This is a genomic window from Pseudomonas sp. Y39-6 (assembly GCF_023651955.1).
Classification (GTDB): Bacteria; Pseudomonadota; Gammaproteobacteria; order Pseudomonadales; family Pseudomonadaceae; genus Aquipseudomonas; species Aquipseudomonas veronii.
The window spans coordinates 315308-332866 of the sequence record NZ_CP069594.1 but is presented as its reverse complement, the minus strand read 5'-3'; the positions used below and the strand labels follow the sequence as shown (position 1 = coordinate 332866).

General features: G+C 53.0%; 12 protein-coding genes, 1 tRNA gene and 3 pseudogenes. 13 read left to right on the top strand and 3 right to left on the bottom strand.

From position 1 onward, the window contains the following. Positions 1-17: 17 nt before the first annotated feature. The 7 genes and pseudogenes from JN756_RS01490 (at position 18) to JN756_RS01455 (ending at position 9823) form a co-directional block, all read left to right on the top strand. Positions 18-93 (top strand) — tRNA-Thr (locus JN756_RS01490). A gap of 172 nt (positions 94-265) precedes the next feature. Beyond that, the gene (locus JN756_RS01485; RefSeq protein WP_201021725.1) at positions 266-1588 is read left to right on the top strand and encodes a tyrosine-type recombinase/integrase; all 1323 of its coding nucleotides are present in this window, start codon (positions 266-268) and stop codon (positions 1586-1588) included. 909 nt (positions 1589-2497) lie between these two features. Then, positions 2498-3478: pseudogene (locus JN756_RS01480) on the top strand (integrase domain-containing protein). 100 nt (positions 3479-3578) lie between these two features. Further along, positions 3579-4556 carry an IS5 family transposase gene (locus tag JN756_RS01475; RefSeq protein ID WP_033902000.1) on the top strand — a complete coding sequence of 326 codons (978 nt, stop codon included), beginning with the start codon at positions 3579-3581 and terminating at the stop codon, positions 4554-4556. Between the two features lie 853 nt (positions 4557-5409). Beyond that, positions 5410-8568, top strand: coding sequence for a metallophosphoesterase (locus JN756_RS01465; RefSeq protein WP_201021724.1), 3159 nt, complete (start codon positions 5410-5412; stop codon positions 8566-8568). A 467-nt stretch (positions 8569-9035) separates the two neighbouring features. Beyond that, positions 9036-9203, top strand: coding sequence for a YhfG family protein (locus tag JN756_RS01460; protein ID WP_090234743.1), 168 nt, complete (start codon positions 9036-9038; stop codon positions 9201-9203). Beyond that, the gene (locus tag JN756_RS01455) at positions 9200-9823 is read left to right on the top strand and encodes a Fic/DOC family protein (RefSeq protein ID WP_057005789.1); all 624 of its coding nucleotides are present in this window, start codon (positions 9200-9202) and stop codon (positions 9821-9823) included. The genes JN756_RS01460 and JN756_RS01455 overlap by 4 nt, the downstream gene beginning before the upstream one ends. Before the next feature lie 403 nt (positions 9824-10226). Here JN756_RS01455 and JN756_RS01450 read toward each other — a convergent pair. Next, positions 10227-10373 (bottom strand): annotated as a pseudogene (locus JN756_RS01450) (phage portal protein); the annotation flags it as partial. Positions 10374-10427: 54 nt separating this feature from the next. Between JN756_RS01450 and JN756_RS01445 the strand changes: the two are divergent. After that, positions 10428-10577, top strand: a pseudogene (locus JN756_RS01445) (Arm DNA-binding domain-containing protein); the annotation flags it as partial. Between the two features lie 93 nt (positions 10578-10670). On the opposite strand, the gene JN756_RS01440 reads toward JN756_RS01445, so the two are convergent. Both JN756_RS01440 and JN756_RS01435 read right to left on the bottom strand, forming a co-directional pair. After that, positions 10671-11126, bottom strand: coding sequence for a hypothetical protein (locus JN756_RS01440; protein ID WP_017848534.1), 456 nt, complete (start codon positions 11124-11126; stop codon positions 10671-10673). A gap of 310 nt (positions 11127-11436) precedes the next feature. Then, positions 11437-12006, bottom strand: a complete 570-nt coding sequence (locus JN756_RS01435) for a TetR/AcrR family transcriptional regulator (RefSeq protein ID WP_046488718.1) — start codon at positions 12004-12006, stop codon at positions 11437-11439. Between the two features lie 146 nt (positions 12007-12152). On the opposite strand from JN756_RS01435, the gene JN756_RS01430 reads away from it, so the two are divergent. The 5 genes from JN756_RS01430 to JN756_RS01410 all read left to right on the top strand — a co-directional run bounded on the left by JN756_RS01430 (position 12153) and on the right by JN756_RS01410 (position 17410). Continuing rightward, on the top strand, positions 12153-13253 hold the full coding sequence (locus tag JN756_RS01430) for an alkene reductase (protein ID WP_201022274.1): 1101 nt from the start codon (positions 12153-12155) through the stop codon (positions 13251-13253). 66 nt (positions 13254-13319) lie between these two features. Beyond that, the gene (locus JN756_RS01425) at positions 13320-14108 is read left to right on the top strand and encodes an SDR family NAD(P)-dependent oxidoreductase (RefSeq protein WP_169881821.1); all 789 of its coding nucleotides are present in this window, start codon (positions 13320-13322) and stop codon (positions 14106-14108) included. 47 nt (positions 14109-14155) lie between these two features. Further along, complete coding sequence (locus JN756_RS01420; RefSeq protein ID WP_126587768.1) at positions 14156-15025, top strand: alpha/beta fold hydrolase; 870 nt, start codon at positions 14156-14158, stop codon at positions 15023-15025. A 68-nt stretch (positions 15026-15093) separates the two neighbouring features. Next, positions 15094-16092, top strand: a complete 999-nt coding sequence (locus tag JN756_RS01415; RefSeq protein ID WP_108526233.1) for an NADP-dependent oxidoreductase — start codon at positions 15094-15096, stop codon at positions 16090-16092. 331 nt (positions 16093-16423) lie between these two features. Continuing rightward, positions 16424-17410: an AraC family transcriptional regulator gene (locus JN756_RS01410; protein ID WP_108526231.1), complete on the top strand. Its 987-nt coding sequence runs from the start codon at positions 16424-16426 to the stop codon at positions 17408-17410. The last annotated feature ends 149 nt before the right edge of the window (positions 17411-17559 follow it).

Sequence of the window (17559 nt, the reverse complement as noted above, 5' to 3'; positions counted from 1 at the left end):
AATCGTCGCCCTAACACGCCGGTATAGCTCAGTTGGTAGAGCAACTGACTTGTAATCAGTAGGTCCCGGGTTCGACTCCTGGTGCCGGCACCATACAAGGTTCCAGAGAAGGCTTTCAAAATCTCTGGAACCCCCGAAAAACCCGCCTTCTGGCGGGTTTTTTCGTTTTGGCGTTCCATCGGTTTCCGTCAGAAACTGATGGATTCCAACCGTTTTAAGGGTAGAGTTTGGGATACAGGTCACTTCGATAAAAGGGAGTACCCTTATGTCGCGCACCACAGCTCCGCTCTCCGACGCAGCTTGCCGCTTGGCAAAACCTACAGACCGCGCCTACAAGCTTTTCGACGGCGATGGCCTCTACCTCCTAGTCCAACCCAATGGCCGCAAAGGCTGGCGGCTCCGTTACGTCAAACCTGACGGACGGGAAGGACTGACCTCGTTCGGCAACTACCCCGTCATCGGCCTCGCCGATGCGCGCCGCAAGCGCTTGGAGGTCAAGCGAATGCTGGCGGATGGCATTGATCCCATAGAGACCAAGCACCAAGCCAAGGCGGAAGCCGTGATCAAAGGCAGAACCTTTGAAAGCGTTGCGCTCGACTGGCATACGGAAATGTCGGCCAAGTGGGCACCAGGCCATTCCAAGACAGTGATGAGCCGCCTCAAAACCCACGTGTTCCCGCTGATCGGCGCACGCGCCATTGTTGATCTCGACACCCATGACCTTATGCAGCCCTTGGAAGCGATCAAGAAGCGCGGAACGATAGACGTTGCTTTAAGGGTACAAAACTACCTGCAGAGCATAATGCGCGAGGCAAAGCGCCTCCGGCTTATCACCATAAACCCTGCTTACGACCTCGAAGGCTCGATCAAGGCCCCGCGGGTGGTGCATCGCCCCGCTCTACCCTTATCGCGACTGCCGGAACTGCAGGAGCGGATCGACACCTATAAAGGCCGGGCACTTACCCGTCTGACGGTGATGCTGTCGCTGCATGTGTTTGTACGATCCAGCGAGCTGCGTTTCGCACGCTGGAGCGAGTTCGACCTCAAGCGCGGCACCTGGGAGATACCGGACACTCGCCCCGCGCTGGAAGGAGTACCCTTTTCCACAAGGGGTACGAAGATGGCAGGGGATATCCATTTAGTACCCTTATCGCCGCAAGCAGTGGCGCTACTCGAAAAAATCCATGCACTCACAGGCAAATTCGCATTGGTCTTCGCAGGGGATGCCAAACCTTGGAAGCCCATGTCCGAAAATACCGTGAACAACGCGCTACGGACGATGGGATACGACACCAAAACCGATATCTGCGGGCATGGGTTTCGTTCGATGGCCTGCAGCGCACTGATCGAGTCAGGATTGTGGTCGGAGACAGCTATTGAACGGCAGATGAGCCACAAGGAACGCAACAACGTCCGCGCCGCCTACATCCACAAGGCCGAATTCATCGAGGAGCGCAGGCTGATCATGAACTGGTGGAGCCGGTACCTGGAGGCCAACCGGCAGGAGCATGTCACTCCCCACGAGTTCGCGAACCAGACCGGAGCGAACGTCACTCGCCTAAAAGCAAAACGTGGCGCAACCGAGTAAGCGCTCGGTCTTCATATCTCAGTGATCCGCTTGTCCACGCGGGTCCATCCAAACAGGGCTGCAAAGCCGCCCTGCTTGGATGGACCTCACTTAAAAAATCTAAAGCCCACGCAACTGTCTGTGGAAAACCACAGATTTCCACCGGTGGATAATTTCATCCACAGCCGCAGAACTCTCGAAAATTCGAGCCTTGACCCAAATTATCCACAGGCGTAGAAAAGATCGGGCAAAGCGCTGTCGTTGACAGCAACCCAGGTAGCCAGAACCTTTAAGGCTACGCCACACCGTGGTGGTTCTCCCAAAGTGCGATTAGCGTCCGGCGGCTCGCACGGTCACAGCGATGTGATGGATGCCTACTTTTACCAGTGTGCCCACTGCGGCAACTTCCCCCTTTCATAGCTGCCCTGCAGCAACCTATCCGCTTGGTCATTTCATTGCGCCAACCTGCGCCCGTCTCTTTCTCCCGGAAAGAGACGGGCGCTCCTACCACTGCTGCAGCCCACCTCGTACAAGGCATTGCGGCATTTCCCCACGTGACAATCGGCGTGACAAACACCGAAGTCACCAGCAACAGCGATGCAGATGATGGTGCCGCAGCCCACGGAATGGACTGCACCTGACTGACAGTCAGGTATGCCCCGGTCATCGCCTCACTGCCTTCACCCGACTCAGGATCTCGCGGCGCCGGTCTCGTCAGCCAGCGTAGCCTCCACCCGCCCACTTCTTCGGAAGTGTTCAGGAGACCAGATCATGAGATGCCCAAGCTCCCGGCCGTAAAGAGCCGTAAGTCCCGCGTTAGTGGACAACCCTCACAGGCCGCAGGGGCCTTGATCCCTGATAACACTCAACATTCTTGGCGGGATGACGTGGGGAAAGTCTCAAAGGTTTGGCTTCGAGAGGAGTTTGATCATGGCACTGGTAGGTAGACGGGACGGGCAGAATTTTGGCTATGGTCGGCAACTGAGCTATGCCGGGCCGCAAGCGCTGAAAGACATATTCGGCGGCGGGCACTATGGGACCGTTAAAGCGCACAGTGATCGCTGGCAGGCCTTTGTTCGGTGGTGTCGGTCGGAGGATGGACCAGGAATTAACGATGCGCGACAAATTGATCGGCAGACCCTGCTGGAATACGCCGGATATCTGCGTCAGCAAGTTGACCAAGGCGCTATAGGCATCGCCACCGCGCAAAACCGATTGTCCAGCGTGAACCGGACCATGGCTGCACTTCGGGGTGATCAGTATGTGAAGGTCGTGAGTCCGAGCAAGGCGTTGGGAATGCGGCGCATCAGTGTTCGTCAATCGGTACCGCAAGGCCAAGATCGCGAACATGTGAAACGGATCGTCGACGTACTCCGCGAACACCAAATGCAACGCGCTGCCGCCATCGTGCACTTGGTGCGAGCCGCCGGAATGCGCTTGCGCGAGGCCATTTTGGCCGACCTTCCTCGACTGCAACGGGAAGCCGAGCAACTCGGGAAGATCAACATCCAGGACGGCACCAAAGGTGGCCGATCTGGCGCCTCGGCCCATCGGTGGATAACGGTCGATGAGCACATCCGCGAGGCACTGGCATTCGCCCTTCAAGTCTCACCTGACGGTAGCCGCAACCTGCTTGCAGGGAATGAACGCTACCTCGATTTCCAGCAGGTAATCGTTCGCCCCGCACGGGAGATTTTACAAACGCACAACCTCAAGGGCTTTCACTAATTGCGGGCGACCTATGCGTGCGAACGATATGAGCAAATCACTCAGCATCCTGCGCCCATCAACGGTGGCAGTTGCTACCAGCTCGACCGACACCTCGATCAGGAAGCGCGAGCACAAATCGGCTATGAGCTGGGGCACGGCCGTATCGACGTGGTATCGGCTTACATTGGTGGCCGAGGATGAGCAAACCATTCGATATGGAGCTTTTCCTAAGGAAACTCTGAAAAAGACTTCCAAATCTGGTGAGATACGGCTGTCCCACGAACTGAACGGTTGAGCCCCGATGAAGCAAATGTCTTTCGCTGATGCCGAGTACGCAGGCAAACGTAAGCAGACCCGCCGTGAGCGTTTCCTGATTGAGATGGATCAGGTCGTGCCCTGGAAAGGCCTGATTGCGTTGATCGAGCCGCATTATCCGAAGGGTGAAGGCGGTCGTCCGGCGTATCCGTTGATGGCCATGCTGCGGGTTCATCTGATGCAAAACTGGTTCGGCTACAGCGATCCGGCGATGGAAGAGTCCCTCTACGAAACCACGATTCTGCGCCAGTTTGCCGGGCTGCATTTGGATCGGATTCCGGATGAAACCACGATCCTCAACTTCCGCCGGCTGTTGGAAAAACATGAGCTGGCCGGTGGGATTTTGCAGGTCATCAACGGCTATTTGGGCGACCGAGGTTTGCTGCTGCGTCAGGGAACTGTGGTCGATGCGACGATCATTCATGCGCCCAGTTCGACCAAGAACAAGGACGGTAAACGCGACCCCGAAATGCACCAGACAAAGAAAGGAAATCAGTACTATTTCGGGATGAAATCGCACATCGGTGTCGATGTTGAATCCGGTCTGGTACATAGCGTGGTGGGCACGGCGGCGAATGTGGCGGACGTGACTCAGGTCGATCAGTTGCTGCATGGCGAGGAAACTTACGTCTCTGGCGATGCCGGTTACACCGGCGTGGAGAAGCGTGCGGAGCATCAACATCGCCAGATGATCTGGTCGATCGCAGCGCGCCCCAGCAGCTATAAGAAGCATGCAAAAAAGAGCCTGATCGGTCGCATGCGCCGCAAAATCGAATACGCGAAAGCTCAAGTCCGGGCCAAGGTTGAGCATCCATTCAGGGTGATCAAGCGCCAGTTTGGTTATACGAAAGTCCGCTTCCGAGGCTTGGTGAAAAACACCGCGCAGCAGACCACACTGTTTGCCTTATCGAACCTGTGGATGATGCGAAAACGACTGTTGAATGCAGGCGAGGTGCGCCTGTGATGTGGACAATGAGCCCTGAAAAGGTGCTATTCCGCAAAAAACAGTGAACTGACAGGAGGAAAGGTCTGATTTTCGATTAAGTCGGTGTTTTTTGAACCTCAGACAGCGAGGCCGTTAAAAACGGCTGCTTACTTCAGACCTTCCCTAACTGGCGTCCTGAATGGTTCCAAAACCACTCGCCAACGCCACATTCGTCAAGCAATTGCTATCCAAACAGCCATCTCACATCGCTGGCATAGAACGACACCATGGAATTGGCAGCGAAAGCACCTTCAGTGGTTTCTTAGCCAGAAGCTGAATGAGCGGACGGCCGAAACACGCTACTACTACAAACTTACGATACAACTCATTGAGCTACGTATGGGTAAATCGTTCCAGCTCACACCACAGCACTCACGACAATGATTGGCAAATCAGCACTTGGACTCCATGATGGCAATATAGTACCGTGAAGACGCTGAACAGGATCCAGGCAGCTGAGCAAATATGCCTGATACCGTAAATTGTCTCGCTGCGGGTCAATGCGTTGAGTGCCATGGAAGACAAACCCTATCACCGCCAAGCATCCATTTTTTTCAACCTTTGGGTGGAGGCTTCCTACCGGCACAACCATCAGGAATTCAGCTTCATTGAGGGCGCCGCCAGTGTTTTGTTCGCAGTCTTTTTTTCACTAGGGGTTAATCCGCTCCGTCCTTCATCCTTTCCGAAAAGTCGACTGACACAACAATTACTAGAGCACACCACTAAAGCTACGCAGCCAAGTAAAAAAATGCATTATTGGCCACGCACGATAATTATTAAAACGCAGAATGTAGCTACAAGTTATTTAATTAAATAAAACTAAGGGGCTCGCATGAGCAAATTAACTTGGCTTCATATCTCAGACATCCACTTTTCTCCAAAAAAAGAGTGGCGAGACTCTGCATCTAGAGAATCTTTGATAGACTATCTAGTGGAGCATTTTAAAGATGGATACCTGCCTAAGCCAGATCTTATTTTTTGTACCGGTGATATTGCATTCGGCAACATGCCAGGAATGCCTTTAAAAGAACAGTATGATATAGCTCAGAAGTTCTTTGATGAGATACTAAATATATGCGGAACAGGAAGCGATCCTTTCCCAAAGGATAATCTTTTTTTAGTTCCCGGAAACCATGATGTAAATCGCAAGTCAATAAACTCCGACGCCCAACTTACGCTTGAAAACTGGGCTAGTGACGCTAGCAGTCACATTGACAAAATAAATCAAAGATTTGCCGATCGATCGATAGAGTTCAGCAGCGCAATTAGCCGACTTGACGAATACGGCGACTTCATCAAGCGATACTTACCTCATCAATCCGACCCTGAAAATCGGCATGTGTACAGCACCACTAGAACCATTAACACTGTGACCGTAGGGATCGCCGGTTTTAACTCCGCTTGGACGTGCGCCGGTGATGAAGATGATCGTAATATCTGGCTCGCTGGCCAATGGCAATTCAACACTGCGAACAAAAACCTTAAACAAGCTGACATTAAAATCGGCTTAATACACCATCCAGTTGACTGGCTCAATACAGCAGACAGAGATATATCAACAATCCAGATATCGGCAAACTATGATTTTTGGCTACACGGACACACACATAATTCATGGGTCAGTCCTTTAGAAAGCCACGTAGTGATTGGCGCGGGGGCTGTTGGAGCAGAGGCGTCAGAAGAATTTGGCTTCAACCTCGTCAGTATTGATTATAAAAGTGGAATAGGTGAAGTCCTTCTTCATACCAAGAAAAAATCTAGTGATTGGACTATCGCACCTGTGGCAAAGCATGCGCCATTAGGACGGTGGAATTTCAAACTAAATAAATTCTGCCCTCCTGAACAAGCATCCGATTCGCAATTGACAACATCGCTCCCAAAACATGCAGCTCCAGTTATAGACAAAGGTAACTCAGCAAGCATCTTCATTGAACGGCAGTTTAAAAAACGATTAACAGATGCATTGAAGTTGTTTTCTTCCAATCCCGTGGATTGGATCACCCCGACTATTTCGCGACACCAAGAAACAAACTCAGGCGCTGAAGAAGATGGACTTGTCGATTTAGCGTCTATCGTGAAAGCGCCCCATCCAATAGTAATAAAGGCGCCCCCACAATATGGCCTTACTTGTCTTTCTCATTATCTAATCCATGCTGCATGGTGCAGTCCGGATCAGCAACTTTGGCTTTACCTTGACGCCCAGAATATTAAAGCCAACAGTTCAGCATTAAACACTGCGGTACAGGAGGAACTGGAGCTAACGGGTTTTCAGTCATCCGATGTAAAGTGCATAATTTTAGATTCTTGGTCTGCTTTTGAAAAAGACGATCTAAAGCTATTTAATCTTTTAACAAAACTATTCCCCACAGCGCCGATAATATGCATGCAGCACGACGACATAAACAGGGTTACAACCACTAATTCAGTGGATCTTGGAAGAGAGTTTGAAACACTGTATCTGTGGCCTTTGTCGCGCGAAAAAATTAGAAAATTTGTCGCAAGCTACAACGAAAAGAAAACTATTGGTGACGAAGACAGCGTGACCTCCCGAATCATTGCTGATATGGATGTATTAAATCTCCATCGCACCCCCCTTAACTGCCTGACCTTGCTCAAAGTATCGGAAATAGATTTTGATGAAAGCCCGGTAAATAGATCAGAAATAATCAAACGAGTACTATTCCTCCTATTCAACATTGATGACATACCTACATACAAACTTCGACCAGACCTTAAAGACTGCGAATATGTTCTAGGTTATTTTTGCGAATACCTTATTAGACAGGGCGATTACGTTTTTTCACGTGACGGTTTCCTACGAAAAACGCAAGACTGCTGCCAGGAAAGACTTATAGACCTTGAGATAAATGTTGTTTTTGACGTATTACATCGAAACAACATAATTATTTCTCGAAACAACATGTTTTCTTTCAGATTTGCTTATTGGGTTTATTATTTTGCCGCCCAACGCATGCATCATGAAACGACATTTTCCGATTATATTTTTTCGGATATGAGATACATGGCGTACCCGGAAATGATTGAGTTTTACACCGGGATAGATCGGCGTCGAGAGGATGCACTTCGGATACTTAGCGAAGATTTACGTCAAGTCAGAACAAAAGTCGAGGAAGACTGTGGCCTACCACCGACACTAAACCCATATAAGTTCGGAAAATGGGTTGCATCTGAAAAAGCTCGCAAACTAATGGCAGATGAAGTTGCTAATGGAGTGGCGGAATCCAACCTGCCAGCGGAAATTAAAGACCGTTATGCAGACCGTGATTATGACAGAGCAAAACCACACGATCAAAATATAAGCACCTTCTTATCTGAACATTCATTTGACAGGATGATGTCAGGGATTCGAGCTGCAGCACGAGCTCTCCGCAACAGCGATTATGCGTCTCTAGATCTAAAGCGCGAACTTTTAAACGAAATTCTTTTATGCTGGGAACAAGCTTCGAAAGTTATCCTTGTAGTTCTTCCAACCCTAGCAGTTGATAAACACGCCATCTACGATGGCGTATATATAATATTAAATGGCAAATTTGGTGATACGCCAGAGCAAAGATTTGGAAGTATTCTAGCTGCAATTCCCGCCGCTGTTACGCGAATGTTTGCTGACGATCTATTTTCGATGAAAATGGGTCCACTTCTGATAGACAAGATAAAAAACCACTCCACAAGCGAAATAATTAAGCATGAACTAATGCTCCTGGCGATTATAAAACGACCTCGCGACTGGAACAGAGAGGTTGAAAAATACATCAACACCGTACAGCATAACTCTTTTTACCTTATGGATATAAACAGAACACTTCGCAATCAATATAAATACGCTTTCATTTCAACCAACACTCTCAAAGATATCGAGCACTTAATGAAAGCGGCGTCCGCCAAACATTTTATTGGGACCAGCAGCGTCGGCGCAAAAAAAATCAGCCAGATAGACTGGAAAGATTTTTTGCCCGAACGAAACCCGCAGTAACGACTAATCAAACGGGCCTCAACTAGATTTTAAATATTGAGGTCCGCACCTAAGACGCTTTTACAATTAACAGCCATACAAACAACATACAAAACCAATATCTTTTAATACTATCGACTCAACTAAAATTCACTCTGGCGTTGAAATTTTTTCTGAAAAAACCAAGTCAATTGGTTCTCGTCGATGGAAAAACCACCAGAACAAAAGGATATTTTTAGGGATAGTGTAAATTTTGCGGAACTAGTAAACAGCGGAAAAACAAAACGTTATGTTTTAATTCGACTCCTGGTGCCGCACCATATTAAAAAGCCTCGCAGCGATGCGAGGCTTTTTTTTGCCTGACGAAATGTCCTTCCAGCCCGGCCTTCGGTGGGAGCATCTCCCAAGGCGACGAGTAGCGCCGATGCAGAGCCAAACAGCTAGTTGAATAAGCTATACTCTCGGGCACACATCCGTGGAGAGCAGACGTGGAAAAGCTGAGTTTTCAAGCCAAAAAAGCCTACTTCGCCAAACACCGTAAATCCAACTTCGCGGCCAGCTTGCGCCTCGAGGGTTTTACGACCTCTCCAAATGACGATCACAAGCTTCCCACTCGCGAAGCTGCGCTCATGGCCGTTCGGCAAATCAAAGCTTGAGTAGTAATGACAAATACGGGGTCGATCAGGATCCCTACTGTTACCGGGGAACAGGTACCCTCAAAAACCTACTTGATTTGCATGATGAGGACGACCTCAACGAGGCCGAACGCTATCTCACCGAAGCTGCCGCAGAGCGGCTTGAGTTCATAGAGCCGCCATACAGCCTGGATACTCTGAAACAAATTCATCGTACCCTATTCTCGGCTATCTATAGTTGGGCCGGCGAGATCCGGACGGTAAAGATCAGCAAAGGTGGAAATCAGTTCTGTGTCCCTGACCGCATAGAGCCGGAAGCCGCCAGAGAATTCCGAAAAGTCGAGTCCAACGGCTGGTTTGAAGGCTATTCACGCGACTTACTGCTCAAAGCCGTCGCCGAGTCCTACAGTACGTTGAACGTCGCACATCCCTTCCGAGAAGGTAACGGACGAGCCCAGCGGATGCTGTTCGAATGGATCATCATCAACGCGGGTTACGAGATCAATTGGTGGGAAGTCGACAAACAAGAATGGATTAAAGCGAATCATCAGTCATTTCATGGCGACGATGGCCCGCTGATCCAGATATTTGATCGTTGCATTGGTCTGCCGATCATGGAAGACAATGCAGACGACGCCTGATGGGGAGTGAACAAGCCCCATGAAAAAAGACAGGACAGCGTTTCCCCCGGCGACCAGCTATACAAGCGCTACACACTTTTGTGACAGGTAAAGAAAAGGGCCACCATTGCCGGCAGCCCTTGAAAGTACGCTTGATATTCATATACACGCCCTCAAGCAGGGGTGTGGGGGTCTCACCCTACGCTGATGATCCAACCATCGACGGGGTTCCTACGCCAGTTATAGCCGCTGGATGGCAACTGGTTTCGCGCTCACGGCTAAATTAGGAAAATAGGGGTCAGAGCATGTTTTCAATAATGGTGGTCTGACCCCTGTTTCCCGACAAATCATAAAAATCAGGCCTATACTTTGGCAATTGAAAAACACACGCGCACACTTCTACCTATATATGCCCCCTACGAGCTCATCTATCAATCCATTCTATGCCTCGATCCATACGCAACCGCCCATTCACCTGTAAAAACAACTGCCTGATCGACCGTATTTCATTATTCATATACACCCGATCAATCTTTTCCACATCCCCAAACCCCGCCGCATTTTCCGGCATGGAAAATAGGGGTCAGAGCATGTTTTCAATAATGGTAGTCTGCCCCTGTTTCCCAAACTGTTCGACGGCGGCGGCATGTACCTTTTCGTCAAACCCAATGGCGTGAAGACCTGGCGCTTGAAGTACACCAAGCCCAGCGGCAAGGAAGGTACGCTCATCATTGGCAATTACCCCATCGTTACCGCCAACCTCTCCCGGTCGCGGCTCATCAGCGACCGAGGCTAAAAACTCCATTAACTCAGAGAATGCCGCACAGTTTACGTAAATGTTCACGCGGCTCACCACCGGCAAGTATCATTACTCACCCTGAATTATTTTTGCTCCGTATTGAAACTGAGCCTCATTAACTCGGATCATCTCTCCAATGAAGGTTACAGACTGCCCCACGTGTAATGGACCTCCAGACACCACGTCCGAGTCGGAAAAGGTATAGTGATTGAGATTTTTTGTGTTCTTATCTGCAATTACCCCCCCCGAGCGCTCAGAACTATATGACAGTACCGTACCGGAAAGTATGGTCATTCCCACCCTATACGGCCTACCTTGAACCAAGGTAGCTCTATATCCAGGGGTCCCGCCACTTAAAGATACTTCTTCAGTAAAAAACACAAGCTGGTCTTTTTCCAACGTCTCACCAGATACCACGTCCGAGTCATGAAAAACATAACGTTTCATGCTTCCCGCCTCGTCGCCTATCGTCCCCGTCTGGTACTTGGGATCATAAAATAAAACCTTTCCATTAAGAGTGGCCATGTGCACGCCTCCGAATAGTATGTTTGAAATTGCAAACATTTAAGCAAATTCACTATCACGAACCCGTGTACTATTCCACAGCATCAAAATGGCCAACACTGTTAGAAACAACAGGAAGTTAGATTAATTTGAATTATCCCTTATCGCCGGTGGTTTACTCCGTGAAGGCGCCTGCTCTCAGTGCTGCGTGTACAGGTCAATTGCTTGGAGAACAGCGGTCAATAGGGGCAAGGCCATATTTTCAATCAGATAACGAAAATCATGTTCTTCCCCTGACTCCCCCTAACGCCCAAAACCATCAAACCCCCAACTACTCCGACAACGACTCGATCATCTGCCCATGACACACCGCCAAAATCTCATCCGCCAGCGCCGAGTCGTCAGGGCAGGCGCGCGATAGCGTGATCGCGCCGACCGCGCGTGCCAGCAGGTCGATCATTTTCTGCCTTGCCTCACCCGGCGCCGCATCCGGGCCGGTCGGGTATTTTTCGCCGAGCGTTTGCAGCATGTGCTCGATGCCTTCAGCGAATGCCGATTTCAAGTCGCCCGATTGACGCGCTGCGTCACCGCACAGCGCTGCCATGGTGCAACCCGTAGCGCGTCTGTCGCGATGCTCCCTGGAGACGTACAGATCGATGAAGTCCTTCACGCTCAATGCTTCGGCGTTGGCCAGTGAGTGCGCAAGGCTGTTGGCCGAGGCTTCGGCCATCAGGTCGGCCTTTGAAGCGAAATGTTTGTAGAAACCGCCATGGGTGAAACCGGCGGCGGCCATCAGGTCGGCCACGCCGACTCCGTCAAAGCCGCGCTCGCGAAACACGACTGACGCCGTTTCGACGATGTGCTCCCGATTTGCCTGGGCCTGAGCCTTGGACACTCGCATGTTCGATACCTCTCTACCGCTGAAATTCATCGGCTGATGATACATAGATGTCGACCATAATCAAAACCGTTGACAGTTTAGATTTCGATCATCATCCTAATCGCAAGCAAGATGACCATTTACCAACGGGCACGGAACACACACCCATGAGCGACTTGAACCTGTTTACCCCCTACACACTGGGCGCTCTGACGCTGTCGAACCGCGTGGTTCTCGCGCCACTGACGCGCAATCGCGCCGGAAAGGGTTTTGTACCGAGTGAATTTGCTGCGGCCTATTACAGCCAGCGGGCCAGTGCGGGGTTGCTGATTTCCGAAGCCTCGCAGATCTCCCAGCAGGGGCAGGGCTATCAGGACACGCCAGGTATTTACACAGCGGCTCAGATAGAGGGATGGCGCAAGGTGACCGATGCCGTACACGCCAAGGGCGGGAAGATTTTCCTGCAGCTGTGGCATGTGGGCCGAGTTTCCCACGTGGATCTGCAACCGCACGGCGCGGCGCCGGTAGGCCCTTCCGCGCTGCGTGCGGCGACCAAGGTGTTCGTCAACAATCGCTTCGAGGACGTTTCCGAGCCGCGCGCGCTGGAAATTGACGAGCTCCCAGGCATCGTCAACGATTTCCGCCAAGCGGCGGCAAACGCCATTGCGGCAGGCTTCGACGGTGTGGAAATCCACGGTGCAAACGGCTATTTGCTGGATCAGTTCATCAAGGACAGTGCCAACCTGCGCACTGATGCCTACGGCGGCTCGATCGCAAACCGTGCGCGCCTGCTGCTGGAAGTGACAGCCGCGGTGGCCGCCGAGATTGGTGCTGATCGCACGGGTATTCGCCTTTCGCCGGTCTCGCCGGCCAATGGGGTATCGAGCAGTGATCCGCAGGCTCAGTTCGATTACATCGTCGATCAACTCAATGCCCTGGACATCGTTTATCTGCACGTCGTCGAAGGCGCAACCGGCGGGCCACGTGATGTGGCGCCCTTTGATTTCGACGCCTTGCGCCAGCGCTTCAAGAACACTTACATCGCCAACAACGGCTATGACCTGGACCTGGCCACCGCACGCCTTGCGCATGACAGGGCCGACCTGATCGCCTTTGGCCGCCCGTTTATCGCCAATCCCGATCTGGTGGAGCGGCTCAAGACCGCTGCGCCACTGTCCGCCTTCGACCCCTCCAGGCTCTACGGCGGCGGCGCGGCGGGATACATCGACTACCCAACGCTTGCCGAATCCAGCACCCGCGCGAACTGAGCACTGGCTGATCGAGCCCGGTTTTATTCGTGCATCAATCCATGTTCCCGATAAAGAGCTGACATCATGACGACTTACCCTACCGTTCTCATCACTGGCGCTTCCACTGGCATCGGCGCGGTTTACGCCGAGCGTTTTGCCCAACGCGGGCATGATCTGGTGTTGGTTGCCCGCGACCACGCGCGCCTGGAAACACTCGCCGCAAAGTTGCGTGGCGAACACAACGTCGCCGTTGAAGTGCTTGCGGCCGACCTGACTCAACTCGGCGACCTGCAGACCGTCGAAGCGCGCCTGCGGGACGACGCTCGCATCGGCATCCTCGTCAACAATGCCGGTGCCGCGCAGTCCGGCAGCTTCATCGAGCAAAGCACCGACAGCGTGGCGCAGCTGGTGGCCCTCAACACCACGGCGCTGGTGCGACTCGCCAGCGCCATCGCGCCACGCCTGGCCAAAGCCGGTGCAGGCGCGATCATCAACATCGGTTCGGTGGTGGGCCTGGCGCCTGAGTTTGGTATGTCGGTCTATGGGGCGACCAAGGCGTTTGTGCTGTTCCTTTCCCAAGGCCTGAGCCTGGAGCTTTCGCCTCAGGGTGTTTATGTGCAGGCCGTATTGCCCGCGGCCACCCGCACGGAGATCTGGGATCGCGCCGGTATCGACATCAACACCTTGAGTGAAGTCATGGAAGTGGCTGACCTGGTCGATGCCGCACTGGTCGGCTTCGATCGCCGCGAACCGGTGACCATTCCGCCGCTGCAAGAAGGCGAGCGCTGGGATGCCCTGCAAACCGCACGTCAGGGTCTTTTGTCGCAGATCAGACAGTCCGTCGTGGCGCCGCGTTATTTGACTGAAGTCTGAACCCTGTCGAGCAGGTCGGCCTCGCTCCGCAATCGCACGGAATAAACATGACTCTTTTGGCTAGCAGCAATCATCCCGGTTCACCGTCGTCATTTATCCACGCGGCGAACCAGTCGGTTCTGGTGGGCGGGATACCTTTTGCCTACCGCGATCTGGGCCCCAGAACGCAGGTTCCGCTGGTCATGTTCAACCATTGGGGGGCAGTGCTGGATAACTTTGACCCCAGGATCATTGACGGTCTGGCGAAAAACCGGCGTGTCATCACCACCGATTACCGTGGTATCGGTGGCTCGGGGGGCGCCGCGCCGTTGACCGTCGGTGAAATGGCTGACGATGGCATCGGTTTTATCCGTGCGTTGGGTTTGGACAAGGTGGACCTGCTCGGCTTTTCACTCGGTGGCTTCGTCGCTCAAGACATCGCCCTGAAAGCCCCCGAACGCGTGCGCCGGCTGATCCTCACCGGAACCGGACCGGCCGGCGGCACAGGCATCGACAACGTCGGTTCGGTGACCTGGCCGTTGATGCTCAAGGGGCTGCTGACGCTACGCGATCCCAAGTTCTACCTGTTCTTTACCGGCACGGCCAACGGACAACGCGCCGCGTCCGAGTATTTGCAACGGCTGAAAGAGCGCCAGCAAGACCGGGACAAAGGCCCGACACCCCGTGCGTTTTTTCGGCAATTAAAAGCCATTACTGCGTGGGGCAAGCAGGCGCCGCAAGACCTCGGGCGCCTGCAGATGCCGACGCTGATCGCCAACGGCGACAACGACATCATGGTGCCCACGGTCAACTCGCTTGAGCTGGCAAAGCGAATCCCTGACGCGCAACTGGTCATTTACCCGGACGCCGGGCATGGCAGCATTTTCCAGCACCCTGGCGATTTCGTGAGCAAGGCCTTGGCGTTCCTCGACGCCTGAACGTCTCATCGCATCAACGTTGCCGGGGCCGCGCCCCGTTCTCATTCCACCGACAAGAGCGTTGCAACATGAAGGCATTTTTTATCGACCGCTACGGCAAGCAGAACGGACTGCTTGGCGAAGTGCCCGACCCTGCGGTCGGTGTGCATGACGTTCTGATCCAGGTGCACGCAACAAGCGTGAACCCGTTGGACTCGAAGATCAGAACCGGCGAATTCAAACTGATCCTGCCTTATACATTTCCATTGGTCTTGGGCAACGACCTGGCGGGGGTGGTCGTTCGCACAGGCTCGGCGGTGACGCGGTTCAACCCGGGAGACGAAGTCTATGCACGCCCTCCCGAGGATCGGATCGGCACGTTTGCCGAACTGATCGCCGTGAACGAAAACGCACTCGCGCTGAAACCCTCGAACCTGGACATGGCCGAAGCGGCGTCCGTCCCCTTGGCCGCCTTGACGGCTTGGCAGGCGCTGGTTGAGACCGCCCAGCTGAAAAAAGGCCAGAAGGTGTTGATTCATGCCGGCTCCGGCGGTGTCGGCACGTTTGCCATCCAGCTCGCCAAACACCTCGGCGCTTTTGTTGCGACCACCACCAGCACGGCGAATGTCGAATGGGTAAAGGCGCTCGGGGCGGATGTGGTCATCGACTACAAGAAGCACGACTTTGCGAGCGAATTACACGATTTCGACCTGGTATTGAACAGCCAGGGCAAGGATGTGCTGATGAAATCGGTCGAGGTTCTCAAGCCCGGCGGACAGCTCATCTCCCTCTCCGGGCCACCGACGGCAGCCTTTGCCCAAGCGCAAGGCTTGTCCTGGATGCTGCGACAAGTCATGCGCCTGCTGAGCAGCGGTATTCGTAGAAAAGCCCGCAAGCACGGGGTGAACTATGCATTTCTGTTTATGCGGGCCAGCGGCGCACAACTGCAAAAAATCAGCTCGCTTATCGAAGCTGGTGTCATCAAACCGGTCATTGATCGTTCCTTCCCTTTTGAATCGACGGCAGAGGCGTTGCGCTACGTCGAGCAGGGCAGATCAAAAGGCAAAGTCATCATCACTCTCCAATAAGCGCACTCCAACAATATGTCAGTCGATAACGCGCACGCCGCCAAGTATCAGCCCCCAGCGCCTGAACCAGAGGAACCGCCACCGCACACACAGGCGCCGTTGCAACCGCAAGTTGCACCTGTAGAAGCGCCGATAATCATTTGGCGTAGCTTGATGCTTGAGCAGTAACGGGAAAGGGGGCGAATGTCGAAAAGCGATGATCTTGTCGCCGAATCGACCATCATGTTTACTGTGCTTTCAACAGCGCGACTTCAGCAGAAGTTCCACACGTATTTCCCCGCGCACCCAGACGGTTTCAAGTGGATTGCCTCTAAAAACAGGTGCGCCCCCCATGACGAATGCTGCGCCAGCCATCAAACTCAGCACTCTTCGACAAATAGCCCCCTATCTGAGCATGCGCAGCGTGTTGCCGCTGGAGTTCTTTCGGCGTTTTGGTATCTCTCCTCACGTGTTTCAAAACCCGGATGCCTGGGTACCACGAGCGGCCTGCTTTCATATCGCCAACGAAATGGCAGCTATCGCACAGGACCCCTTCGCCGGTGCGTCTGTGGGGCATTTGACCGACGTGCGCTCACTCGGTGCATGGGGCGAATTGATATTGGGTTCCACCAGCCTCGCTCAGGCGTGTGCAATGGCGGCAGTCCATACGCAATTACTGCATCAAGGAGGAGAAGTAAACATTGTCACCGAAGGGCGCACGACGAAACTCATCCACCACTTTAACGGGCAGCACGGGGCTGATCCGAAGCAAGTCATTACCGCCAGCCTGGTGGTGCTCAGAAAAGTGCCGCTCATGTCCGGCGAGCCCGGCGCCATACGCGTACATCTAAAGAACCCAAGAGAAAGAGGCGACGAGGCGCTTGAAGAATACCTGGGCCCGAATCTCCACATGAACGCTGAGTACAACATGATCGAGTTCGATCGTGAGTTGCTTGAAATTCCCCTGCACTACACTCGGGATATTGCCTGGAAAACCACTCAAGCCTTGAAGTCGACCACTGAAACAGCTGACGTGCTCGCCAAGCAGATAGCGGATCAGGAACTGTCCAAACTTGCGACTATTTCACGAACGATCGGGCTGTCGCCCCGAACGTTGCAGCGTCGCCTCGAACATTGCGGCATCGACTTTGACGCATTACGTGACGAGACACGTCGTAGCGAAGCATTTCAGTTACTGGCCAGCGGTAAATACAGCGCAACCGAGATTGCCTATATGGTCGGCTACAGCGATCCCGCGCACTTCACGCGTGCCTTCAAGCGCTGGACCGGGAGCCCGCCGTCGCGCTATCGCTCCATCTTGTTGAAACACGATCGTTAACCTCCCCTCCTCGCCTGCTTGCCCAACTCTTTAGCCCCGTTCAGGGATGGCCTTCGCGTGCGCGCTCGCTTTGCTTTTGGCACCAAATGGCAAGTTTGTGCCAAGGCGTTCTTATACAGTCAAAAAATTAACGCCAACTTATAAAACCA

Bases quoted from the DNA above. Each gene is read 5' to 3' on its own strand.
- JN756_RS01485 (WP_201021725.1), top strand. From the start codon at position 266: ATGTCGCGCACCACAGCTCCGCTCTCCGACGCAGCTTGCCGCTTGGCA.
- JN756_RS01475 (WP_033902000.1), top strand. From the start codon at position 3,579: ATGAAGCAAATGTCTTTCGCTGATGCCGAGTACGCAGGCAAACGTAAG.
- JN756_RS01465 (WP_201021724.1), top strand. From the start codon at position 5,410: ATGAGCAAATTAACTTGGCTTCATATCTCAGACATCCACTTTTCTCCA.
- JN756_RS01440 (WP_017848534.1), bottom strand. From the start codon at position 11,126: ATGGCCACTCTTAATGGAAAGGTTTTATTTTATGATCCCAAGTACCAG.
- JN756_RS01435 (WP_046488718.1), bottom strand. From the start codon at position 12,006: ATGCGAGTGTCCAAGGCTCAGGCCCAGGCAAATCGGGAGCACATCGTC.
- JN756_RS01430 (WP_201022274.1), top strand. From the start codon at position 12,153: ATGAGCGACTTGAACCTGTTTACCCCCTACACACTGGGCGCTCTGACG.
- JN756_RS01425 (WP_169881821.1), top strand. From the start codon at position 13,320: ATGACGACTTACCCTACCGTTCTCATCACTGGCGCTTCCACTGGCATC.
- JN756_RS01420 (WP_126587768.1), top strand. From the start codon at position 14,156: ATGACTCTTTTGGCTAGCAGCAATCATCCCGGTTCACCGTCGTCATTT.
- JN756_RS01415 (WP_108526233.1), top strand. From the start codon at position 15,094: ATGAAGGCATTTTTTATCGACCGCTACGGCAAGCAGAACGGACTGCTT.
- JN756_RS01410 (WP_108526231.1), top strand. From the start codon at position 16,424: ATGACGAATGCTGCGCCAGCCATCAAACTCAGCACTCTTCGACAAATA.